The sequence below is a fragment of the Hydrogenimonas urashimensis genome, assembly GCF_016593255.1.
GTDB lineage: Bacteria > Campylobacterota > Campylobacteria > Campylobacterales > Hydrogenimonadaceae > Hydrogenimonas > Hydrogenimonas urashimensis.
In genome coordinates, this window is record NZ_AP023212.1 from 616,500 (window position 1) to 640,166 (window position 23,667).

Genomic DNA, 23,667 nt, shown 5'->3' on the forward strand with positions numbered 1-23,667 from the left:
TTTCTTTTAAGGCCCTTTAATAGATAGTATAATAGAAAAAAGTAAACGGTATGTATCTATAAACTGAATTTAACCTTAACAAACTCTGAAAGTGAAGCGATCCGATGAAAACATGGCGGCTGATAATGGATAGGGAAACACTCTCCGCGCCCTGGAACATGGCGGTAGACGAAGCGCTGTTGCGCAGTTTCAAAAGCGGCGACCTTCCTGTGCTACGCATTTACCGGTGGAAACGCGCATTGAGTTTCGGCCGATTCAGCCGTATCGAGGATCTCATCGAAATGGGATTGCTGCAACAAAAAAGACTCTCCTACGCACGACGCATTACAGGGGGCGGCATTCTGGTACATGGAGGTGATATATCCTATGCGCTGATCGTCCCCGCGTCGTTTTCGAAAGAGCTTGGGGTGAAAGGGTGTTACCGCCATCTTTGCCGTTTTCTGATAGAATTTTACGAAAGACTGGGGTTGTCGGCGGCATTCGCCGCCGAGGCGGGAGTGCCCGAAAGCGGTTCTGGGATCTGCCTCGCAGGACATGAAGCCTACGATATCGTCATCGACGGCATGAAAATCGGGGGAAACGCGCAGCGGCACGGCCGTGAAGCGATGCTGCAGCACGGTTCCATTCCGCTGTGGTATGAGGGAGAATTTTTCAAACCTCTTTTTCTCAAAGAGTCCGGACTGGATGAAACCGCCTCGCTGCGAAAATCCGGAATTACTCTTGGTGTCGAGAGTTTGATGGAAAAGTTGATCGAAACTTTTGCGGCCACGTTTGACGCCAGGCTTCTGACAGGGGGCCTCACAAAGCGCGAAGAGACGGCTGCCAGAGAGCTCTATGCCCGCAAATACAGTCAGGAGAGTTGGAATCTTCATGCAAACGAACCCGCTTAGAAAACCACCATGGCTGCGCAAAAAGATCACCCCCAGCACCCTCAGAGAGGTCGAAGCGATGCTTGTGGAGGGGGGATTGCGTACTATCTGTCAGGAGGCGCTCTGCCCCAATATCGGCGAGTGCTTTTCCAAAAAAGAGGCAACCTTTCTGATACTCGGCCATCTGTGTACCCGCGGCTGTACCTTCTGCAATGTCACGAATAAAAGACCCTTCCCGCCCGATCCCGACGAACCGAAGCGACTGGCCGATACCGTCATCAAGATGGGTCTGCGCCATGTCGTCGTCACGAGTCCGACACGCGACGACCTCCGCGACGGTGGCGCTGCACATTTTTGCGAGACAGTCAGGGCCATCAAAGCCAGGGACAGCAAAATCGTCGTGGAACTGCTCGTTCCCGATTTTCAGGAAAACGAAGAGGCCATCCGTGCCGTTGCACAAAGCGGTGCAGAAATCGTAGGGCACAATATCGAGACGGTTCCCCGCCTCTATCACATTCGCAAAGGAGCCGATTACGGACGTTCCCTGCGCGTCCTGCAAAAACTGCATGCGGCCAATCCCGCCATGGCGACCAAGAGCGGCATCATGCTGGGACTCGGTGAAAAAAGAGAGGAGGTTTTAAAGACGATGGAAGATATTCTAAAAACAGGCTGTCGGTTCCTCAGCATCGGGCAGTATCTGGCTCCCGGCCCGCGGCATACGCCCGTGGTCGAATATGTCGCCCCCTCTCTTTTTGAATTTTATCGCACGGAAGGGGAGGCCATGGGATATCGCTATATCAAAAGCTCCCCCTATACCCGTAGCAGCTACATGGCCCATGAGTATCTCTCAGGCGGGTGCTAAACATTGTCGGATTTCACTCAGACAATATCGTCGATCAGTCGTTCCACACTTTTTTCTTCCGAATCGGCGCGTGCTTTAAGTTTCTCGTAGGTCTCGACAGAAAGGTACATGACGCTGCGGACATTCTCGCCCTCTTTTCGCCGCATTTCGTCATAGACTCTTTGCATTTCGATGCGTTTTGTCCTGGGAACAGGCGAACGGATCGATTTGTATTCGACCACTTTGCCCTCTTTGTAGACACCGGAGATGACGGCATAGACCCAGTAGTATCCCCGGTCTTTGCGCATGTTTTTCACATACCCTTCCCACGTCTTTTCCGCTTTGATGGTCTCCCACATCTCTTTGAATGCGGATTTGGGCATATCGGGGTGGCGGAGAATGTTGTGCGGCTTTCCAATCAGTTCTTCGGGAGAGTAGCCCGAAATTTCGGCAAAGGTGTCATTGACATAGGTAATGATACCTTTTAGATCCGTTCTGGAAATGATCACCTGGTCTTCCGGTACTTCCGTCTCTATGAACATATCGAATGTGATATCCATCATTTCTCCTGATTGCTCTGATAAACGGATTATATCTTTTTTTGCTTGTAACCCTGTTGATCAATATCATAGGCAAAAGTGCCGATATAGTTGATATATGAAAAAGATTCGCAAAACGATAGAACAGAAGCTGAAAAACTCTCTGCCTTTTCATTGGCTGCAGGAGGATGAGGCGCTGTTGCAGAAAAAGCTGGACGATCACAGAGCATTCGCGAGCAGGCTTTTTCTACTCGGCACCCTCATCGGCAGCGGTCTTTGGGTCTGGGACTACGTGATCGATCCCGTGGGAGCCGTACAAACCGTATGGCTGCGTCTTGTGTTTTTCGTCTTTTTGCCTGTTCCGTGGTTGTTTCAAAACATCCGAAACTTCAGATTTCTCAGTTCTCTTCTGATTGGTGTCATTCTGGTAACGGAAGTTGCGTTTGTCAAAATCCTCACCCACCTGCATATGGGCATGGTTTACGGCATCGGCGGTTTCATGTACTATATGCTTCTTCCACCACTGGCACTGCAGCCTTTTTCTTTGCGATCCAACATCGTTTTCATTCTCATGGCGGCGCTGGTTCCCCATCTGGTGGCCTTGGCGGGATGGGCACCGGGCTTCGAGCATCTCAATTACGCCGTACTCATCTGGCCCGCCGCCTTTTTGGCGATTATTATCCAGTATTTCTATGCCAACGAATACAAAAAACGGTACGAACTGGAAAAGAGGCTCCAGAAAATGTCCTACACCGATACGCTCAGCGGCCTATACAACCGCCGCTACTTCATGCGATACATGGAAAAAGAGTGGCAGCGCTTCCAACGCGGCGGCGAACCTTTTTCTCTGCTTATGATCGACATCGACCATTTCAAAAAGATCAACGACACGTATGGCCATCCGACAGGTGACGTGGTGATACAAAAAGTGGCAAAACTGCTGCGCCGTGAAATCAGGGAGATGGATTTCGCTGCACGTATCGGTGGAGAGGAATTCGCCGTCATTCTTCCCGATACTGACGAGCAGAAAGCGGTTGAAGTGGCGGAGCGCATCCGACAGCAGGCCGAATGCCGCCGCTTCACTGTCACGGGAAAGGAAAAGATTGATTTCAGGCTGAGCGTGGGGATCGCGATAGCACAAAACGGTGACGACATATCACAATTGATGAGGGCTTCCGATCAGGCCCTCTACGAAGCGAAAAAACGGGGGCGAAACCGTGTCTGTTTCTACAGCGACGGAGTCATATGCCCCATCAAAAAGAGCGCTTAAAGCAGCCCCATCTGCAGTTTCGCTTCGTCGCTCATCTTCGACTGATCCCAGGGCGGGTCGAAGGTGAGTTCCACCTCCACCTCCTCGATGGAGTGGTCTTCGATGCGCGACGGGATGGAGCGGACCAGGTCGACGATCACTTCGGACATGGAGCAGGTGGCGGAGGTGAGGGTCATGACCACTTTGCACCGATTGAGCCGGCTGACGGGGTCTTTTTCGCATTTGACATCGTAGATGAGGCCCAGGTCGTAGATATTGACCGGAATTTCCGGGTCGTAAATCTTTTTAAGCTCTTCGACGAGCCGTTTTTCGGACTCTTCGGGCGTCATTTCTCTGGGATCTTTGCTCATAATCTCCCCTCCTTACACGCTTTGGCGTAGTCGTAGACTTTTTTCAAAAAGGCTTCCAGGCTCTGCTGCCGCACGGGCGAAAGCAGCTCCACGATTCCCAGTTCCTGCAACTTTGCCGGGTCGAACTTTAAAATCTCGTCGGGCGAGCGGTCGTTGAAAATGTCCAGCAAAAGCGTGAGCATCCCTTTGGCCATTTCACTGGTCCCTTCACCCCGCAGGTGCAGTCTGCCCTCTTTGCATTCGGCCGCCAGCCAGGCAGGCGAGGCGCACCCTTTAATGAAGGTGTCGTCGTTTTTCAGTTCGGCAGGCAGGGTCGTATGCCGTTTCCCCAGGTCGAAAATATATTCGATCTTCTGTTCCGGCGTCTCGAAGAGGTCGAAATCCTCCTTGTAACGGGCGATGGTGGCTTCTATACTCTCAGCCATGGTTCTCCTCCTTCATGAGATTCTCCTGGCATCCGTGGCAGGTTTCCAGGCAAGTGACATGGCTTTCGCCGTAATAGACCTTTTCGAACTCCCCGTAGAGGCGGTTGCGCAGATTTTCATCTTCGATAAGGTCGATCATCTCGTTGGCGAAGGCGAGTATCAGCATCTTTCGTGCCTCCGCTTCGGCGATGCCCCTGGCCCGCAGATAGAAGAGCTGTTCCGGGTCCAGCTGCCCCGTCGTCGCCCCGTGGCTCGCCTCCAGCTCGTCGATATAGATCTCCAGTTGCGGCTTGGCGGCCATGTAGGCGCCGTCACTCAGCAGGATCGCCTTGGAATTCTGGTGGGCCTTGGCGTACTTGCCGCCGGAATCAACCTTGATGAGCGCATCGAAGATGCCCCGGGCTTCGTCGCCGAGAATCGTCTTGGCCCGCTGGGTGCTGAGAGAGTAGCTCCCCTCATGGACGATCTGTGAGACGATCCCCCGCTGTGCCCCGCCCTCGGCGTAGATCAGGTGGAAAGCCCTGGCCTCCGCATCCTTCGCCAGGGTCACTTTCAGAGGTTGCAACCCCCGTCCTGCCCCGTAGTCGAAGGTGTGCAGTCCCAGGTACCCACCCCTACCGATTTGAACATCGTGGGAGAAAACGGGGGTATGGCTCTCTTTTAAAAGCGTCTGCTGCCCTATCCACTTCAAAGCGGCGTAGTCGCCAATGACAAGGTCCCACCCCTGCAGCACGAAAGCGCCCGGGGCATCCCCTTCGAAGCGCTCCTCCACCTGCACGTTGGCATGAGGCTCCAGGCGCACCTCCAGCCGGTAGGCGAGCAGCTTCTGCGGTTCGCTGAAGCGGTGGACGATCCGCACCTTCGCATCGCGCTTGAAGCGGACCACGACGGTACGCAGCGCCAGCAGATGCCCCAGGTAGTAGAGCGGGTCGAAATGGCCGGCATCGACGGCACCGCCGCCCGTTATCTCGACCTCCACCGCGTCGCTCCCGGGAACCTCGGTGACCACCCCGTCGCAGATGACCAGCGCATTGGCGCGTTCGGGCTTGACCTGGCTGTTAACGACCCGCTCCCACTCCCTCTCAATCAGGGGGCGGGGGTCGAAATAGCGGTAGGCTTCGCTCTTTTTGGTGGGAATACCCAGCTTGGCCAGACACTGCGCCGCCTTCTCGCGCCCCTTAGGTGCGCCGCAGCTTTGCAAGATGGCACCGGCATCCAGGCTTGATAGATCCAGGGGCCTCATCACGCCTCTCCGATGGCGCCGTAACCCTTCTCTTCGAGTTCGGCAACCAGCTCGATGCCGGCGGTTTTGACGATCTTTCCGTCTTTGAGAACGTGGATGTAGTCGGGCTGGATATAGTCGAGAATCCGGCTGTAGTGGGTGATGACCAGAAAACTGCGTTTGCCGTCTTTCATCTTGTTGATCCCTTCACTAACCGAACGCAAAGCGTCGATATCCAGGCCAGAGTCGATCTCGTCCAGAATCACCAGGTCGGGTTGGAGCATCATCATCTGCAAAATCTCGTTGCGCTTCTTTTCCCCGCCGGAGAAGCCTTCGTTGAGGGAGCGGTTGATCATCTCCGTTTTCATACCGAGTTGGGTCAGGTACTTCTTCATCTGGCGCAAAAACTCCGCCGCATTGAGCTCCGGCAGTCCCAGATGGGCCCGGCGTGCATTGACGGCGGTGCGCAGAAAGTAGGCGTTGTTGACCCCCGGAATCTCCACCGGGTTCTGGAAACTGAGAAAAATCCCTTCCAGTGCCCGCTTTTCGGGCTCCCAACCGGTAATATCCTCTCCCTTGTAGAGGATCTTCCCTTCCGTCACCTCCACGTCGTAATGGCCCACGATCGTCTTGCTGAGCGTCGATTTGCCCGCCCCGTTGGGCCCCATGATCGCATGGACCTTGCCCTCTTCGATCTTAAGGTTCAATCCCTTAAGGATCTCCTTCTCGCCGATTTTGGCATGCAGATTCTCTATCTTCATCAATTCGCTCATCCTACGCTCCCTTCCAGTGTCAGATTCAATAACGCTTTCGCCTCGACGGCGTACTCCATCGGCAGTTGGCTGAAGACCTCTTTACAGAAGCCGTGGACGATCATACTCACCGCATCCTCTTCCGAGATGCCCCGCTGCCGCAGGTAGAAAAGCTGCTCGTCGCTGATCTTCGTCGTGGTCGCCTCGTGCTCGATCTGCCCGTGGGCGTCCCTGCTCTCCAGATAAGGAAAGGTATGGGCGCCGCACTTATCACCTATGAGCAGGCTGTCACACTCGCTGTAGTTGCGCGCGCCCGTGGCTTTGGAGCCGATCTTCACCAATCCGCGGTAGGTGTTCTGCCCCTTCATGGCACTGATCCCTTTGGAGATGATCGTCGATTTGGTGTTTTTGCCCAGATGGATCATCTTGGTGCCCGTGTCGGCCTGCTGCGCGAGGGTCGTGACGGCCACGGAGTAGAATTCGCCCACGCTGTTGTCCCCTTTGAGAATGCAGCTGGGGTATTTCCAGGTGATGGCCGAACCGGTCTCCACCTGCGTCCAGGAGATTTTGGCGTTCTTTTCGCAAAGCCCCCGCTTCGTGACGAAGTTGTAGATGCCGCCTCGGCCCTCTTCGTCGCCGGGGTACCAGTTCTGGATGGTCGAATACTTGATTTCTGCCCCCTCCAGGGCGATGAGCTCCACCACCGCCGCATGGAGCTGGTTTTCGTCGCGCATCGGGGCGGAGCACCCTTCGTTGTAACTGACATAGCTTCCTTCGTCGGCGATGATGAGGGTCCGCTCGAACTGCCCCGTGTTCATGGCGTTGATGCGAAAATAGGTCGAAAGCTCCATCGGGCAGCGCACCCCTTTGGGGATGTAGACGAAGGTGCCGTCGGTAAAGACCGCCGAATTGAGCGCGGCGAAGAAGTTGTCGTTCATCGGCACGACGCTGAACATGTACTTCTTCACAAGCTCCGGGTGGTTGTGGATCGCTTCGGAAATGGAGCAGAAGATGATCCCCTTCTCCTGCAGCTCCTTCTGGTAAGTTGTCTTCACCGATACGGAGTCGACCACCGCATCCACCGCCACTTTGACCCCCGCCAACTGCTTCTGCTCCTCCAGGGGGATGCCCAGTTTTTCGTAAGCTTCCAGAATCTTGGGGTCCACCTCATCCAGGCTCTCGACCCCTTTTTTGGGCGCCGCGAAGTAGCTGATGGACTGGTAGTCGATGGGCTCGTACTCCAGATGCCCCCAGTGGGGCTCTTCCATCGTTTTCCATTTCTCGTAAGCCTTGAGCCGAAGCTTGGTCATCCACGCCGGCTCTCCCTTTTTTTTGGAGATGAACCGGATGACGTTTTCATCCAACCCCGGCGGCACGGTCTCCTCTTCGATGTCGATCTCAAAACCCAGACCATACTCGCCGGCCACCGCTTTTTCAAGCTCTTTTTCAGCCATTTCTACGTCCTTTTAACTCATGTTACGCATTAGTCACTATCAGTTAAGAAATCAGAGACTTTTTGTCTGTTTTATTTTTAGCACAATGGAGGGGGAATGTCAAATTGAGGGCACTTCTAATCAAGAGAGCGCAAAAACGCCAGCAATCCCCGCATGATCACCTCCGGGCTCGGGGGGCAGCCCGGAATGTGGTACGCCACCGGCAGGTGCGCTTCGGCCGGGCCTTTGATGGCGAAACTTTGCCGAAAGGGCGCCTGCATCACGGGGCAGTCGCCCAGGGTGATGCACCATTTGGGTTCGGGAATCTGCTCCCAGGCATCCATGACATGATGGTACATGTTGAAAGTCAGCACACCGCTGAGCAGCATAACGTCGGCATGACGTGGGGAGGCGACGAAACGGATACCCAACCGCTCCAGGTCGTATAAGGGGTTGGAAAGCGCGTTGCACTCCGCTTCGCAGGCGTTGCAACTGCCGCTGTCGACCATACGGATCGCCAGGGACCCGGCGAAGCGCTTTTTGACTTCATCCTTCAGTGCCGACCGAATCTGTGCGATGTCGTTTTCGAATCCCCGATGTTCCGTCACGACACCCGTCAGTGCCCGCTTTTCCCAAAATCTGAGCATATCAATCCTTTTTCACAAATCGTTTCCCGCATAACTCAGGTCGCAGCTTTTGTTGATGAGGGGAAAATCGGCGATGATATTGCCCGGCATCATCAGGTGCAGGGCCTGCCAGTTGATGAAACTGGGATCACGCGCGAAAAAGCGGTCGATGGCGCCATCTTCGATCTCCACCATCATATAGAGCTCTCCGAGGGAGCTTTCGACGAAGGCTTCGTAACGGCCCTCTTTCGCAAAGGAGACCTCCATCGAAAATGCGTCACGCTCCAAAAAGCGGTGCATCATTTCGAGGCTGTTTTTCACCTCCGCGAGGCGGACCTTGAAGCGGGCGCCCACATCACCGTGCGCCCGGGTCTGCATACGGTAGCCGTGCTCGATGTAGAAGGGGGTCATCCTCACATCCACCGGCACACCGCCGGCGCGGGCGACGACGCCGACGCAGTCGTATTTGACCGCCTTTTCGTGCCGCAGACGCCCGGTGGTGTCGAGGCGGTCCCACAGGGAGGGAATATCCATAATCCACTCCTCGAACCATGCCGCCTCTTTGGCCATCCGCTCCAGCCAGGCCAAAATGGGCTTGGTTTCGATGCGCTGTTTTCGCCAAGTCACCGCACCGAATCCGAAGCGGTGGCCACTCAGCGACGCCATCATCCGCCGCCCCTCTTCGGCCAGCCGCGACGCATAAGCCAGCGCTGCGCCGAATCCCGCGTCGTTTGGGATGAACCCCAGGTCGATCCAGTGGTGGATGAAGCGCTCCAACTCCAACAAAAAGGCGTGATACCGCCGCAGCGGCAGCGGCACCTCCACCCCGGCCGCCTGCGCGGCGATATCGCGCCAGGCGATCTGGTAGGCGACGCTTTCGTTGCCGCTGATACGCTCGATGATCGGTTTCGCTTCCGCCAGCTTCATCCCCTCGACCATCTTTTCGATGCCGCGGTATTTGTAGAAGTGGCGCACCTCCTGGTGGAGCATATCTTCGCCCGCCTGGGAGAAGTGGAAATGGCCCGGTTCGATGATGCCCGCGTGAATCGGCCCCACCGCCACTTCGAACACCCCGTCTCCGCCGACCGCTTCGAATTTGTAGGGGGTGAATTCGGCGAAATCGAGGGTGTTTTGCGCAAAACTTTTTTGCATCGGATGAAGATTTTTGGGAAAACGCTCATGGTGCACCAGCGGCCTGCGGTCGAACGCCCCCTCGATGAAGATGCCGAAATCGTCGCTCAGTTTGCGTTCGAACCAGATGGCGGCGGGATGGGTCGTGGCGATGGTAGAAATGGCGGGAGCCTTCGCATCCAGATGCACCGATTCGGATGTTTCGTCGTAGCGGGTGACCACTTCGATGGCGTCGCCACGGTCGATGGCGTAACGGGCGATCAGTCTCATGCCACACTCCTTAAAAAAGCCAATCCCGAAGGCGCAAGCAGCAGCACCAGTGCCACCGCAAACAGCAGCAGCGCCAGCAATTCACTGGCATAGACCTGTTTTTCCACCGTTTCGCCTTCATATTTCATGGACTGGTAGATGGCGACGAAGCGGTAGAAGATGACCGAAAGCAACACCAGCAGCAGTCCGATCGCCCCGATCATCGCCGGCAGATGGTGGGTCTGCTTCGCCGCGTCGATCATGGCGCTAAAACCATAGAGTTCCGAAAAGAACATCGGGCTGGGCGGCAGGGAAACCACCGCCAGCATGAACAGCGACACCAGAAACCAAAAGAGCGTACCCTTGATACCCTTGTACCCCCGCAGCGCGCCGGCGATATGGTAGCGCCCCTGGGACTCCAGCACACCGGTGGAGAGAAAGAGCGCGGGCTTCAAAAAGGCGTGGGCACCGAAATGCAGCAGTGCCGCAAAGGTGCCGCCGCTGACCCAAAAGAGCGCGATGAGTGCCATGTGCTCGATGCCCGAAAGGGAAAAGAGGCGCATGAAATCTTTGGTGCGGTAGATGAGAAAGGCGACGATGAAGAGTGTCAGCAGCGCATAGACGAAGACGAAAAAGAAGAGATGCGCATGGTTGACGCTATCGGCGATGCGGCTGAAGCGGAAGAACCCCACCATCACCGCACTCTCCAAAATTCCGCTGAAAAGCGCCGCCACCGGATAGAAGGAGGCACGCTCGATGTTGGCCAGCCAGAGGTTCATGGGAAAAAATCCCATCTTCACGAACATTCCCACTGTCGCAATCGCAAAGCCCATCTCGAACAAAAACGGCGCGCGGATAACGTCGGTGCGGCTCTGCAGCGCGCTGAAGAGCATGGCATCTTCTCCCAGCGTCGGTTTGGCGGAGGCGTAGATGAGGATGATGCCAAAAAGCACCAGCGAAATGGCGATGGCACCGACGATCATGTAGTTCCATGCCTCTTTGTGGGCGGCGGGGGTGTCGTTGGTTTTGATCATGTACACGGTCGAAAGGGTCGCCATCTCCAGGCCGATCCAGTAGATCCCCATGTGGTTGGCCAGGATGGAGAAGATGAGCCCCACCCAGAAAAGGGCGAAGAAACGGTAGAAACGGCGGTAGGCCTTTTCACTCACTTCCACATGTTTCTGCAGCGTCAGAAGGGCCAATGTGACGCCGATGCCCACCACGGAACTGACCAGCAGAATGTAAGTGTTCAAATCGTCGGCGACAAGATAATCGCGCCACAACGCGTAGGGTTTGGGCAGACGGAAAAGCTCCACGATCGGCACCAGAATCGCCACCGAGGTAATGGGCAGCACCTTTCGGGCGTTGGGGGTGCGCCAGAAACTGGCGATAAACATGATAAACGCAGGAAGTAGCAACACAGAAAGCATCATGACGCCGCCTCCTCACGGCGAAGCAGCAGGTTGATGACAACAATGGCCATGAGCAGGTCGAAGAAGATCCCCAGCTCCACCAGCATCGGCATCCCCTCCGTCGCCGTCGTTCCCAGCAGAAAGAGCGCGTTTTCCATCATCAAAAAGCCTACGATTTTGGGGGCGATGTTGGTGTGTTCCATCATCAGCAAAAGCGCCAGAAACAAGGAGGAGATACTGATGGCCACATTGTTGGCGTCGGCGGTGACCATGTGGCCGATGGGTTCGGCAAGGTAGAAGGTGAAAACCAATATGGCGGGCACCAGCATGATGGCGTATTGGGTCTTGATGTTGGGGAGAATCTGGCGGCGCAGCGCGAAGCGGCGGGAGAGAGTTTTGAGTACCCAGGGAATGAGGCCGGCTTTGAGCACCAGCGTCGCGACACCGGTAATCAACATGGCGCCGTCATCGAGCCGGCTGCCGATGAGAAGCGCCAGCGCCCCCAGGGTCAGGGAGTTGAGCGAATACCACATCAAAAGCCGATAGAGCCGCGTCGTGAAGAGTGCGACGATGAGTGTGGCGAGAAAAAGGCCGATGAGAAAATTTTCCATTATGGGCTCCTTTAAAAACCCTGCGTGGATCTCAGAGGGCTTTGAAGGCATGAAATTTTCTTCGTTTTCAGCGCAGGCCTAGCCGTAGCTAAGTCAAGATGAAAACGGAGGAAAGATCGTGCCTTAAAAGCCCTCCCGTAGGGCGTGACAGCAAGCGCCACACTCGGCGTTGCCGCTCCTTGAATTGGCTTCGGCCAGTCCTGCGTCGCGGCGCCTTGATTGTGACGCTTGCTGTCACGCTGAGACCGCGTAGGGTTTTTAAAGGCGCCCATATCAAGCTCCCAACACATAGAAGGTAATGAGGGACAAAAAGGCGAAAACGATGGCGATGCCAAGCAAATTGGGCACTTTGAACAGGCGCAGTTTGGCTGTGTTGACCTCCACCAGCGCCACCGCCGCCGCGACGAAGAAGAGTTTGAGCACGAAAACCCCCAACGCCGCAGGTATAGGCAGATTCAGCCCAAAGGGCATAAAGAGTGAGGCAAAAAGCGAGGCGAAGATGACGAACTTCACTGACGCCGCCGTCTCGACGATGGCCAGATAAACCCCCGTGATATCCAGTATCATCGCTTCATGCACCATCGTCAGCTCCAGGTGCGTTTCGGGGTTGTCCACCGGGATGCGCCCGTTTTCGGCGATGAGCAAAATGAAAAAACTGATGGCGGCGAAAAGGTAGCTGGCCATGTGCGCTTTGGGAAAGTGTTCGGCCAGGTTGACCCCCGCCTGGCCCACCCCCAGATCGCCCGCCATCATCGAAACACTGAAAATGGTCAGCACCATGGCCGGCTCCACCAGCGCCGCGATAAAAGCTTCACGGCTGGAGCCCATACCCCCGAAACTGCTGGCACTGTCCAACCCCAGCAGCATCAAAAAAAAAGCCGAAAGGGCGATGAGGCCGGTCAGGGTGAAGGCATCGACGAAACTGACGTAGTAGGCGCCTTTGACTGATGGCGGTAGAAAAAAGAGCGCCACCAGTAAGGGAGAGAGGACCAGAAAGGGGGCTGCGCGGGTGATGGCGCCGGCTTCCTGGCTGACGATCGTCTCCTTGGTCAAAAGCTTGGAAAAGTCGCGGTAGCCCTGCAGCAGCGAAACAGGGCGTTTGAAGAGCAGCCACATCTTCAGCGCTTTCATGAAACTCATAAGCATCGGCGCCAGTGCCAGCAGCAAAAGCAGGGTCGTAAGGTAGAGGATCATGACTTCTCTCCGATAATGAGCACTTTGACGGTGATGATCATCACCACCGACTCCAAGGCAAACGTGGCCCAACTGAATTGGTGGGCGAAGATGCGGTAGCTGAAGAGCACCAACAGCATCAGGTTGAAGATCATCGCCGCGTAGCGGGTCTGCTCGAAGTGGGCAAGGCGGTAGACGTAGTAGCTGATACGGTTGGCCAGCGCCACCGTGCCGGCGTACAAAGAGCGCTCGAAAAGGGGTTTGACATGCACGTCGTAACTGGAACGGTCGAATTTGGTGGCGTGCCCCGCCAGCGTCTCTTTGACAAAGTGCTCTTCGGGGCGGTAGAGCCAGTTGAAGAAACGGCGGATAGGGCCGGCGAATCCGGTGGCCGAATATTGGGTGCGCGCATGGGTGCGGTAACCGCAGGCCCAGGTACGGTGGATCCGCTCTTTGACCCCCAGCGCTTTGTAACCGAACCACAGCAGCCCCGTGATGAGCAGCAGCGCCGCCAGCAAAATCAGTGGCGAAACGACCCCGCCGTGCATACCCACCGAATGGATATGCCAGATGCCATCAGGAAAGATCGCTTGATAGACGCTCGATCGGCCAAGGCTCGTCAAAGCCCTGTCGAAAAGCCCGATGAATGCCGGCGCGAAGAGCATCAGCGACACGACGACCCCCGCCATCAGCAGCATGCCTGTCTGCATCGGGCGGTTGACCTCTTTGGCGTGGCGGGCGTTGGCGCTTCTATGCAGCCCCAGAAAGGTGATGCCGTACGCCTTGACGAAACAGGCGATGGCCAGCCCCCCGGTGAGCGCCAGGGCGAAGACGGCGAAAGGTATAGCCAGTTTCAACGACATATTGTCGATGGCGTGCGATCCCAGCATGCTTTGAAAGATCATCCACTCACTCAAAAACCCGTTGGTGGGCGGCAGGGCCGAGATGGAGACGGAGGCCAGCAGAAAGGTCAGCGCGGTAACGGGCATCGTCTTCATCAGCCCGCCGTATTTCTCGATATTCTTGGTATGGGTCTCATGCAGAACGCTGCCCGCCCCCATAAAGAGCAGCGACTTGAAACTCATGTGGTTGAAGGTGTGAAAAAGCGCCGCAATGAAAGCGAAGGTCGCCAGTTTGTCCAGGTGCAGCGCATCGAAGATCATCCCCATTCCAAAGCCGATGAGAATGATGCCGATGTTTTCGATGGAGTGGTTGGCCAGCAGCGCTTTGATGTCGTGTTCACTCAGCGCATAAAGCACCCCGATAAGTGAGGAAAGCGCGCCGATGACCAAGATCAGTACCCCCCACTCCATCGGCCATGGGTAGAGCACATCGAAGAGAAACCTAAACATCCCGTAAATCGCCACTTTGAGCATTACCCCGCTCATCAGCGCCGAGACGGGGCTGGGCGCCGCGGGGTGGGCGTAGGGCAGCCACACATGCAGCGGCACGGCCCCCGCTTTGCTCAAAAATCCAAGTATCAGGAAGAAAAAGAGCAGCGTCGGGTAGGCAAAGGCGTGGGCGACCCCGTGCATCGCCCCGAATCCCGCTTCCAAATCGCCGTCGGTGACGATGAGGAAAAAGAGCAGCAAAAAAACGAAACCGAAATGGGTCATGAAAAAGTAGAAGCGCGCCGCGTCGATCGTGCTTTTCTCTTTCGCTTCGGTGAGGATGAGCTGCCAGCTGGTCAGGCTCATCAACTCCCAAAAAAGCAGAAACATCAGCGCATTACCCGCCGTCACGACCCCCAACATGGAGAGAATGAAGGTAATGTAATGGATGAGGAAGTGGGCTTTTCGCTCGATATGGGGAAGGTAGCCGAAGGTATAGAAAAGATTGGGCACGACGCCAAGCAGAATGAGAAAGACGAAAACCAGCGAAAGAGTATCAAATACGAACATGGACAGAAACTCCGAACACGAAATTGATCACGTTCGGCGGCTGAGCCGTCGGACAGACAGAAAAAAACAGGATTTAAACCAAATGTCGTGCTAATAGAAAGTGGTAAACAAGAATATATCGTTTCCAGAATTTTTCTATCGGACGGGAGTATTCCGGTTTTGTTATACCCTCCGATCTTTGTACGATAAATGTTATTTCTTATTCAAATTGTTTGGAGATTCGGCACAACATCTATATTAAAATGATCGGCAAATTATAAAACCAAACTGTTTAAAAGATAATTAACCATAATTTTTTTTGAGTGATGGTCGAAATTCCATGGATATCTGGGCATTCATACTCTCTCTATGAATGAATGACAACTCATTTATCGACTCTATTTAAAATATAATGGCTGATCGCCTCCTGCGACACCCACTGATCTTCTCCCCATTTGTCGATTACCGACTGCAGCTCTTCAAGTGATTTCTCTTTGTGACAGTGGTAACATGCGTTGGTTTCCGGCGGCATGCCATAGGCTTCTGTCTCCGCCGGCGTCACGAAACGGAACATGTGAGATCGGACCGTGAGGGGAGATTTTCCCGTATGGCGACCGGTTTTTGGCATATGACATTCGATACAACGCGACCCGTTCGAATCGGCTTTATGGTGGGTATGCTCTTCCAATGTCGCCTGATGGGGACCGATGAGAGAGTTGAAACCGTGACACTTCATGCAACTGCGGTTCCCTTCCGGTTTTTTCGCCGTATTGCTCAATCTATGAGGATCGTGACAGTTGATGCAGGTTATGCCGTGCTGATACATGGCGTCTCTGACAAATTCGTTTCCCTGGGTCCGGTTTTTCTTGGCTGCGCCGTTGGGCCAAAACTCTTTGGTTTCATTTCCCGGCACGAAAGGAGCGGCCATTTTGAAAGCGATAAGTGATCGTCCCGGCTCGTAACCATCCGGATAATCCTTTGCCTTCATCCAGAGCGATTTGATGTCCGGATTTGTCTTAAGACGATTGTCTCGGTTTCGCATATGGCACTGCAGACAGACTTCGTTGGTACGGATCGGATCGTACATACTTGCCCTGTAGATGGGAGATTCGGGGGTTTTCGCATGTTTGGATCCCGGACCGTGACAGCTTTCGCATGCAATGGCCAGCTCCACCCTTTTTCCTGTTGACATATACCCGGTGAAATGGCAGCCGTCACAGGTGTTGGAAGTGGGGAACCGTCGATTGTCATGGGGATAGGCGTCATGGTACCAGTATTTCCAGGGTTTGAAACGCTGCCACTTTCCTGTCTGGACGTTCCACTGGTAATTTCCCAGTCTGAAATCCTCTTTTCCGTCGATTTTCGCCGGAATCATGTAACGCTGTTTGAACTTGCTTCCGATCGTATAGACCGCCTCTTTGAGCGTGAAATCGGCATCTTCGGGCAGTTTTGAAAAGTCGGCGACAACGACGCCGGGATCTTTGCGGATATCCTGGATCATTCTGCTGTGCATCGAATGTTTCCAGTCACGATAGTTCTCTTCATGGCATTTTCCACATGTTTTGGAGCCGACGAAATGGGAAGTTTTCTGCTCCTTCGGCTGCAGATCGGCACTCAGCCCAACCCGTGTCTTCGTCAACTGGACATAATAGGGAGCGATTTTCGGTTCGAAGACAATCCATACGAGCATGACACCAAGAATAGTAAAAAGTATGGCGATGATGATTTGTTTCATGGGTGACCTTGAAATTCAGTTACTGTCGTAATGATAGCCCGATTTCACGGAAATTTCATTGAAAGACGGAAAGCGTGTGCTGCCAACTGAAAAAATCGGAGAATTTTCGGCTTGAACGTCTCTTTTTGTTCAATCGAATTGATAGATGTAGCCAGGAAGAGCGGTGATAACTCTTCCCGGTCAGATATCAGTGGGTGGCTACAAAGTGTATCATGTCGACAAGGCGGCAGCTGTAACCCCACTCGTTGTCGTACCAGGCCACCACTTTCGCCGTGTTGGTACCTACAACCCGGGTAAGGTCGGGGACGAAGATGGCGCTGTATTCGCAGCCGACAAAATCGCGGGAGACCCGTTTGTCGTGGTCGACCAGGATCATTTTGCCAAGATTTTTGGCCGCTTCGTCGAAGGCGGCGTTGATCGCCTCTTCGGTCACCTCTTTTTTCAGGTTGACCGTCAAATCCACGACGGAAACGTCGGGGGTCGGGACACGGATAGCAAACCCGTTGAGCTGCCCTTTGAGGTGGGGCATGACCAGGCCGATCGCCTTGGCGGCCCCGGTGGAGGTGGGGATCATGTTCTCCGCGGCGGCGCGGGCGCGGCGGAAATCTTTCTTGTGCTTCACATCCAGCAGTTTCTGGTCGTTGGTGTAGGAGTGGATCGTGGTCATCAGGCCGTTTTCGATGCCAAATGCATCGTCGAGTACCTTGCAGACGGGGGCGAGGCAGTTGGTGGTGCACGAAGCGTTGGAGATGACCGCCTGGCCGGCGTAGGTGTCGGTGTTGATCCCCATGACGAAAGTCGGGGTATCGTCTTTGGCCGGTGCGCTCATAACCACCTTTTTCACACTGCCTTTGAGGTGTTTGCCGGCCAGTTCCGTCGTCAAAAAGACACCCGTACACTCAGCGACCACGTCCGCACCCACGCTGCCGAAATCGAGTTTTTCGGGGTCCCTTTCACTGAACATCTTCACCGGCTTGCCTGCGATTTCGATGGTCTCGTCGTCGATCACTTTCGCGTCGATACCCCGATGGACGCTGTCGTATTTAAGAAGGTACTCCAGCATCTCCGGTTTGGCAGTGGTATTGATCGCCACCAGTTCCATGTCCTCGTGTTCCATGACGATTTTGATGACGCACAATCCGATGCGACCCGTTCCGTTGACTGCTACTTTGATAGCCATTTTTTCTCCTTTATTTTTGTTTGTTTTCATTTTCGATGGTACGCAAAACATGAGCAAAATTCATGTTTTGGCAGAGGCACGACCCTCCTCTGTCCTTCCGGGAAGCTTCGAAATCGAAGATTTCGAGAAGGTGCTACGCACAATGCGTCACATAGGGTCATTATATCCCAACAAAACTGTCAGCGCTTTAAAACAGCCTCAGTCTGGAGGGCGATTTCGAGCTCTTCATCGGTCGGAATCACGAAAATGCGTATCTGAGATTTTGGGGCCGAGATATCTCTCCTGCCATCCGCATTTTTTTTCGTATCGAGTACGATGCCCAGCGGCTCCAGCCCTCTGCACACCATCTGGCGCACCAACGGACTGTGTTCCCCGATACCCGCCGTGAAAACAAGGGCATCCACACGTCCCAGTTGCGCCATATAGGCACCGATGTAGTGCCGGATTCTGTGCACATAGACCTCCAGGGCCGTCCGGCTCTTTTCATCGCCCGCCGCGGCACGCTCCTGAATCCGCCGCATATCGTTTTCACCGCACAGGCCCCTGAGTCCGCTCTGCTTGTTCAAAACAGTGTCGGCATCCAGACCCTTCTTTTCCATCATGACGGGAATTTCCGGATCAATATCGCCACTGCGTGTCCCCATGACGAGCCCGGCGAGGGGGGTAAAACCCATCGACGTATCAACGCTTTGTCCCTTTTCGATGGCGCATGCACTCGCTCCATTGCCAAGGTGAAGAGTTATCAGATTGACCGTTTTCAGAGGTTTTCCCAGCCTTTCGGCCGCTTTTTTGGCAATGTACATGTGGGATGTGCCGTGAAAACCATAGCGCCGGACTCCATAATTTTCATAAAATTCGAGAGGAATGGCGTAGAGATAGGAACGCTTCGGCATGGTCTGGTGAAAAGCGGTATCGAAAACGGCTACCTGCGGAACATGCGGTACCTTTTTTTTCATCATCTCAATCCCTTCGAGATTGGCAGGATTGTGAAGAGGGGCAAGCGGTATCAGATCGCGAATCGCCCCGATCACCTCCGAATCGATACGCACAGGTTCGATAAAACGCTCCCCCCCATGCACGACCCTGTGCCCGACGGCATCAAGCCGGTCAAACGATTCGACGGCACCGGCCCTGATGAGCGCCTTTTCGGCAATCTCCAGCGCTTCACGGTGATCCTTCACCCCGCCTTCTTCACCGATATGCTCCACGATCCCGTCGGCGACCGCCTCGCCTTCGCTGAAAAGTTTGTATTTCAGCGATGAACTCCCCGAGTTGAGAACCAGTATTTTCATCCTACTCCTTTCGGCCCGGCATGAACCATTTCAATCTTTGGCGGCCTGGATTTCGTCTATATTCTGCGCCTGAATCGCGCTGATGGCGATGGTGCTCACGACATCCTCTACACTGCACCCGCGGCTAAGATCGTTGACCGGTTTTCGAAGTCCCTGGAGTACGGGACCGATGGCGATGGCACCCGTAGCACGCTGAACCGCCTTGTAGGTATTGTTGCCTGTATTGAGATCGGGAAAGATGAAAACCGTCGCACGACCCGCCACTTTTGAGCCTGGCATCTTCTTTTCGGCCACGGCGGGATCAATGGCGGCATCGTACTGCATCGGCCCTTCGATAAGAAGATCGGGACGTCTCTCTTTGGCGATTCGCGTCGCTTCCCGCACCTTCTCCACATCGGCCCCCACACCGCTTTCACCCGTCGAATAGGATAGCATCGCCACGATCGGCTCGATACCGAACGCTTTGGCCGTTTCCGCCGATTCGATGGCGATCTGTGCCAACTCCTTCGGATTCGGATCCGGGACGATGGCGCAATCGCCATAGACGAGCACCCGTGTATCCAGGCACATAAAAAAGACACTCGATACGATATCGATGCCCGGCTTCGTTTTGATTATCTGCAGCGCGGGGAGCACTGTTTCACGTGTCGTATGGGTCGCACCCGAAACCATCGCATCGGCCAGTCCTTCATGGACCATCATTGTCGCGAAATAGGTCACATTCTCCACCATATCCAAAGCGTTTTCGAGTGTCACTCCCTTGTGCTTCCGCAATCTGTAAAACGATTCTGCGAACCGCTTTTTCAGCTCGCTTGTAACGGGATCGATCACTTCGACCCCCTCCAGGTCGACGCCGATCATCCCGGCCCGGTTACGGACCGCTTCTTCGTTTCCCAGCAGCGTTATGTCGGCGATCTTTCTGCGCTGCGCCGTCTCCGCCGCCCGCAGGATCCTCTCATCCATACTCTCGGGCAGTACCACCCGCATCCGGTGCTGTGAGGCTTTCGCGTAGATACGATGCAAGAACATCACCGGTGTCACGATATCGATTTTCGTCTTTTTTAAAGAACGCTCGATGAGTCCCACATCCACATGGTTTGCGAAATGTCCCAGTGCCAGGGCGATCTTGCGGCGATGTCTGGGTGTGATGCGGGCCTCGCTTCGCTGCGCCTTCATGATGATCTCCAGGGTGGTAAGCGGTACTTTGATCAGGACCACCCGAAAGGTTTCGTCGCTTTCGATCATCTTCATCACCGTCGGCGCGATATCCATCCCGCCTCCCACGACGATGGCGGAGGCCGAAGGAAAGCCGGGAATTCTGTTGGCCGAAAGAATGGCCAGAAAGATATCGGCACGGTCGGCGGGTACGACGACGAGATCTTTTTCCTCGAAGTGTTCCAGAAAATGTTCCGGATGCATCGCGGCGATCAGAGGTTTATTGATAATCCGTTCTAGCGCTGTCTCGTCTTTCATATGCAGAATTTCACCGCCGGTAAGACTTATCAGATCCAAAACGGTGGGACTGTCAAGTTTCTTCTCGTAGGGAATGGGGAAACAGGGGGTGTCGGGGAAAGGTGCGAATCTCTCCATTTGGCAAACCAGCGAATCCGATACATGGTTGATAAAAAAGGCAAAAGGTCGGATGCCCTCCTCTTTGAGCGACTGCTGCCACAGAGCGATATCCTCCTGCACCTCCTCGGCTTCCTTCTCCTTGGCGCTGACAATTCCCACCACGGGCACGGAGAAGTTTTTCGCGATCTGGACATTGACGTCGAAGTCCACCAGCTCTTTGAGGTGCATATCGGTCATTCCGAGGCAGAGGACGAAATCGTAATGGTTCTGTAATCTCTCGAACCGGGTAATGAGCTGCTCGTAAAGCCGGGACTCCTCACCCCGGGCGAGATAGCTCTCCACCATGTCGATCTCCACACCCGCGGCATCTTCATATCTTTGCCTCATCTCAAATACCGAGAGCAGCGTTTCGATATCGCTGTCGATCTTTTCTCCCCGGACGATCGGTTTGAAAATCGCCACGCGTTTGAAATTGCGTTTGAGTATATCCATCAATCCCATCGAGACGAAAAAACTTCCGGCTCTGGGCTCCTTGGAGACTACGTAGAGCGCGTTGACGTTCATTGCCTTTCCTCTGTTTTTTCACCAATAGTAACACACATCGGTTGAAGATCATCACCTTGTATGCACGCACAAAAAGGCATCGAAGGTGTTGAAGCGGTCAAAACCTGCAGACCATTCGATGAAAGAGATCGTCCGTTCGGGAAAACTCTTCGAAAAGTTCCCGGAACCTCTTCCTTTTTTCCCGCTCAAGTTTTGCCATCGCGTCGCGGAGGCTATCGATGGCCCTCATCGTTTTTTCGTTATGGAGCTCGGGAACTTTCGCGAACGCTTTCAGGTGTTCCCGCTGCACATCAAGATCCTGATGCTCTCCGAGAATGGTTTGGATCGCCTTCAGTTTTTTCAGCATCTGCGCATAGGCATCCGGTTCCAGAATAGACGAGAAAAACTCCATCATATACCGCAGTTTCTTCACATCGATTCGCACCATATGGTAATGGTGTGCCGGTGAGTCGGCATCGATCAAAGCACCCTTTTTCAAAACTTTTTTATACCGGTATCGCAGCCTTTTCGATACACCGAGAATCACGGGAATCGCAGCTTTTTCACTCAGTCCCTCGCTCCCTTCCTCTGCAGCGAATCGTAAAAGTTCCGCCATCTCCTTCAAAAAACGCTCGCTTTCGAGAAAATTTTCCACAAACCGCTCCTGCACCTTTTTTTGTTCAAGTAGATAGGTTTCCAGTGCGTCGATGCCGCCCACCAGCGATTCGGGCACCATCTGTCTGTAGCGTGGTATCTCCAGCAGATAGACGTCGATATCCCGCTTGGCACCGGTTTCGCGCATCAATGCCGCCAGCTTCTCTTTATGAAAATGTCGCCACTCTTCGTCGAAAAAGGGAGCCATCTGCGAAAGGAGTGCCCGAAGTTTGCGCATCGCGACACGCAGCTGGTGCAGCCGTTCGGGATCCTCCGTCTTGGCAAGTATCGTTTTTTTGTTGGCTTCGATCGATCTTAGCAGCGTATAGACGATCGCCTTGAGGGCATTGGCGCACTTCTCGTAGGGGGTAAGCGCCACTGCCGTAGAGGCTTTCAGGAAGGTTTCTCGCCGGTCGATGCTTTCAAGAAGCGCGGCCAGACCGACCCCGATGGTCGGAATCTTTCCCGAACGTGAGAGTGCGCCGTTGGAAAATCTCCGATCCTCCGTCACCTCGGCAATCGTGAGACGATTGAAAGGTTCGGGCAGTTCGAAACGTTTCGCTTCCTCTGCGCTTTCGAATTCGATCTCCAGAATGTTGAGCCCTTTGAGTACCCCTTTGAAACTATCGAGTTCGAATAGACGCCCCCGGTAACCGAAAATCCGCCGCACCTTTCGGATGACTCCGCCCCTGTTTCGGCGCAGCGCCTCCTCGAAAGCCTCTTTCGTGATTCTCTCTTCAAACTCTTCCCGCACCAGTCCCGCACCGTGCTTGAGTGTCCTGACATATTTTCCGTCCTCTTTTCTGTACCTTTCCACCCGCTCATCATCCGCCACGAGGTAAAACTGTACCATCTTCACCGTCCGACAGGCTATGGTGTGCCGTTTCAAAAAGCGTTTCATCGAGCAGGGGTAGAGCAGAAAACGACGTTCGATCTCCGTTTTTTCCATGGAACGATTTTATCATACTGTGTTATAATAATGGTGACAAAGAAGTGTAGAAGGATAGATAAAAATAGAAAAGTTTCGCTATTTCCACAAACATTTTCCCCATTTGGAGATTGAACAGCTTATTGAACACTATGCCGTATTCGGAGGACTCGAAAAGTACATAAAACTCAGTTTCAGCGATACCCTCACCGAGTCGATAGAGACCAATATCCTTGAAAAATACCATTTTCTGAAAACCAAGGTGCTGCCACCGCTCAGCCGTGAAAACGAGAGCCGAAGGCTGCTGCGTGCCGTGGCCGTCTCGGACGGAAAGACGATCAATGTGCTGAGGCGGGCTTCTTTGTCACGCACTCAAGGGCACGGCACCTACCACGCGCTTCAAAGGGTCGGCATGCTGCACAAGGAGCATTCGCGCGAACCGGCACCCCTTCCCCGACAGGGAATGAAAAAGAAACGGGAGGAGCGCAGGTACTCGATCCAGTCCAAGATCAAATTTACCTACCCTTTCTACCGTTTCTGGTACACATTCGTCGAACCGCACGCTGGCGAGATAGAAGCCGAAAACTACGACGCGTTTTTCGAGGATCTCGAAAACTCCTTCGACCGCTATGTCAGTTTCACTTTCGAAGAACTCTCCAATGCGCTGATCATGGAGACGTTTGAGAGGAAAGATCCGGTTTTCGAAAAGGGAACCTACTGGGATCGCCACAACGAATTCGACCTGCTGGCAAAAACCCGCAACAATCGAATCATCATCGGTGAATGCAAATGGAAAGGGCACAAAGTGTGCAAGAGCCTCGTAAGCAAGCTAAAATCCAAATGCGAACGGTCAGGGCTGAAGCCCGATTACTTCGCACTTTTCTCCAGAAGCGGCTTCAGCAACGAACTCAAAAGCAGCAACGATCCGACAATTCTCTGCTTCGACCTCGAAGATTTCGAAAAACTGCTGGCATGACGCG

General features: G+C 54.2%; 21 protein-coding genes. 4 read left to right on the plus strand and 17 right to left on the minus strand.

Annotated features, from left to right (window positions below; translation table 11 throughout):
* Window positions 1-125 precede the first annotated feature (125 nt).
* Together JMG82_RS03070 and lipA are read left to right on the plus strand one after the other, a co-directional pair.
* On the plus strand, window positions 126-890 hold the full coding sequence (locus tag JMG82_RS03070) for a lipoate--protein ligase family protein (protein ID WP_201353473.1): 765 nt from the start codon (window positions 126-128) through the stop codon (window positions 888-890).
* Complete coding sequence (gene lipA, locus JMG82_RS03075) at window positions 871-1,731, plus strand: lipoyl synthase (RefSeq protein WP_201353474.1); 861 nt, start codon at window positions 871-873, stop codon at window positions 1,729-1,731. The genes JMG82_RS03070 and lipA overlap by 20 nt, the downstream gene beginning before the upstream one ends.
* A gap of 17 nt (window positions 1,732-1,748) precedes the next feature.
* Here lipA and JMG82_RS03080 read toward each other — a convergent pair whose 3' ends face one another.
* Entirely contained in the window at window positions 1,749-2,270 is a 522-nt protein-coding gene (locus JMG82_RS03080; protein ID WP_201353475.1) for a PAS domain-containing protein, read from the minus strand.
* Window positions 2,271-2,367: 97 nt separating this feature from the next.
* On the opposite strand from JMG82_RS03080, the gene JMG82_RS03085 reads away from it, so the two are divergent.
* Window positions 2,368-3,519: a GGDEF domain-containing protein gene (locus JMG82_RS03085; RefSeq protein WP_201353476.1), complete on the plus strand. Its 1,152-nt coding sequence runs from the start codon at window positions 2,368-2,370 to the stop codon at window positions 3,517-3,519.
* Here JMG82_RS03085 and JMG82_RS03090 read toward each other — a convergent pair.
* The 16 genes from JMG82_RS03090 to JMG82_RS03165 all read right to left on the minus strand — a co-directional run bounded on the left by JMG82_RS03090 (window position 3,516) and on the right by JMG82_RS03165 (window position 22,708).
* Window positions 3,516-3,869: a metal-sulfur cluster assembly factor gene (locus JMG82_RS03090; protein WP_201353477.1), complete on the minus strand. Its 354-nt coding sequence runs from the start codon at window positions 3,867-3,869 to the stop codon at window positions 3,516-3,518. The two genes, JMG82_RS03085 and JMG82_RS03090, sit on opposite strands and share 4 nt — an antisense overlap.
* The gene (locus JMG82_RS03095) at window positions 3,866-4,294 is read right to left on the minus strand and encodes a SufE family protein (RefSeq protein WP_201353478.1); all 429 of its coding nucleotides are present in this window, start codon (window positions 4,292-4,294) and stop codon (window positions 3,866-3,868) included. Before JMG82_RS03095 ends, JMG82_RS03090 begins: the two co-directional genes overlap by 4 nt.
* Entirely contained in the window at window positions 4,287-5,537 is a 1,251-nt protein-coding gene (locus JMG82_RS03100) for a SufD family Fe-S cluster assembly protein (protein ID WP_201353479.1), read from the minus strand. The genes JMG82_RS03095 and JMG82_RS03100 overlap by 8 nt, the downstream gene beginning before the upstream one ends.
* Window positions 5,537-6,289, minus strand: a complete 753-nt coding sequence (gene sufC, locus JMG82_RS03105) for a Fe-S cluster assembly ATPase SufC (protein ID WP_201353480.1) — start codon at window positions 6,287-6,289, stop codon at window positions 5,537-5,539. Before sufC ends, JMG82_RS03100 begins: the two co-directional genes overlap by 1 nt.
* Window positions 6,286-7,722 (minus strand): Fe-S cluster assembly protein SufB, encoded by a 1,437-nt coding sequence (sufB, locus tag JMG82_RS03110; RefSeq protein WP_201353481.1) that lies wholly within the window; start codon window positions 7,720-7,722, stop codon window positions 6,286-6,288. Before sufB ends, sufC begins: the two co-directional genes overlap by 4 nt.
* Window positions 7,723-7,838: 116 nt before the next feature.
* The gene (locus JMG82_RS03115; protein WP_201353482.1) at window positions 7,839-8,348 is read right to left on the minus strand and encodes an NADH-quinone oxidoreductase subunit B family protein; all 510 of its coding nucleotides are present in this window, start codon (window positions 8,346-8,348) and stop codon (window positions 7,839-7,841) included.
* A gap of 12 nt (window positions 8,349-8,360) precedes the next feature.
* A complete protein-coding gene (locus JMG82_RS03120) occupies window positions 8,361-9,728 on the minus strand; it encodes a hydrogenase large subunit (RefSeq protein ID WP_201353483.1) in 1,368 nt (455 codons plus the stop codon).
* Window positions 9,725-11,140, minus strand: coding sequence for a proton-conducting transporter transmembrane domain-containing protein (locus JMG82_RS03125; protein ID WP_236579174.1), 1,416 nt, complete (start codon window positions 11,138-11,140; stop codon window positions 9,725-9,727). The genes JMG82_RS03120 and JMG82_RS03125 overlap by 4 nt, the downstream gene beginning before the upstream one ends.
* Window positions 11,137-11,730 carry a hydrogenase gene (locus JMG82_RS03130; RefSeq protein WP_201353484.1) on the minus strand — a complete coding sequence of 198 codons (594 nt, stop codon included), beginning with the start codon at window positions 11,728-11,730 and terminating at the stop codon, window positions 11,137-11,139. Before JMG82_RS03130 ends, JMG82_RS03125 begins: the two co-directional genes overlap by 4 nt.
* Before the next feature lie 273 nt (window positions 11,731-12,003).
* Window positions 12,004-12,924, minus strand: coding sequence for a respiratory chain complex I subunit 1 family protein (locus JMG82_RS03135; protein ID WP_201353485.1), 921 nt, complete (start codon window positions 12,922-12,924; stop codon window positions 12,004-12,006).
* Complete coding sequence (locus JMG82_RS03140) at window positions 12,921-14,804, minus strand: proton-conducting transporter transmembrane domain-containing protein (protein WP_201353486.1); 1,884 nt, start codon at window positions 14,802-14,804, stop codon at window positions 12,921-12,923. The genes JMG82_RS03135 and JMG82_RS03140 overlap by 4 nt, the downstream gene beginning before the upstream one ends.
* Window positions 14,805-15,168: 364 nt before the next feature.
* Window positions 15,169-16,518 carry a multiheme c-type cytochrome gene (locus JMG82_RS03145; RefSeq protein ID WP_201353487.1) on the minus strand — a complete coding sequence of 450 codons (1,350 nt, stop codon included), beginning with the start codon at window positions 16,516-16,518 and terminating at the stop codon, window positions 15,169-15,171.
* Window positions 16,519-16,705: 187 nt separating this feature from the next.
* Window positions 16,706-17,698 (minus strand): type I glyceraldehyde-3-phosphate dehydrogenase, encoded by a 993-nt coding sequence (gap, locus tag JMG82_RS03150; RefSeq protein WP_201353488.1) that lies wholly within the window; start codon window positions 17,696-17,698, stop codon window positions 16,706-16,708.
* A 179-nt stretch (window positions 17,699-17,877) separates the two neighbouring features.
* The gene (locus tag JMG82_RS03155) at window positions 17,878-18,990 is read right to left on the minus strand and encodes an acetate/propionate family kinase (RefSeq protein ID WP_201353489.1); all 1,113 of its coding nucleotides are present in this window, start codon (window positions 18,988-18,990) and stop codon (window positions 17,878-17,880) included.
* A 30-nt stretch (window positions 18,991-19,020) separates the two neighbouring features.
* A complete protein-coding gene (gene pta / locus JMG82_RS03160; RefSeq protein ID WP_201353490.1) occupies window positions 19,021-21,126 on the minus strand; it encodes a phosphate acetyltransferase in 2,106 nt (701 codons plus the stop codon).
* A 97-nt stretch (window positions 21,127-21,223) separates the two neighbouring features.
* Complete coding sequence (locus JMG82_RS03165; RefSeq protein WP_201353491.1) at window positions 21,224-22,708, minus strand: CYTH and CHAD domain-containing protein; 1,485 nt, start codon at window positions 22,706-22,708, stop codon at window positions 21,224-21,226.
* Window positions 22,709-22,811: 103 nt separating this feature from the next.
* Between JMG82_RS03165 and JMG82_RS03170 the strand changes: the two genes are divergently transcribed.
* Complete coding sequence (locus tag JMG82_RS03170) at window positions 22,812-23,663, plus strand: DUF234 domain-containing protein (RefSeq protein WP_201353492.1); 852 nt, start codon at window positions 22,812-22,814, stop codon at window positions 23,661-23,663.
* Window positions 23,664-23,667: the final 4 nt, after the last annotated feature.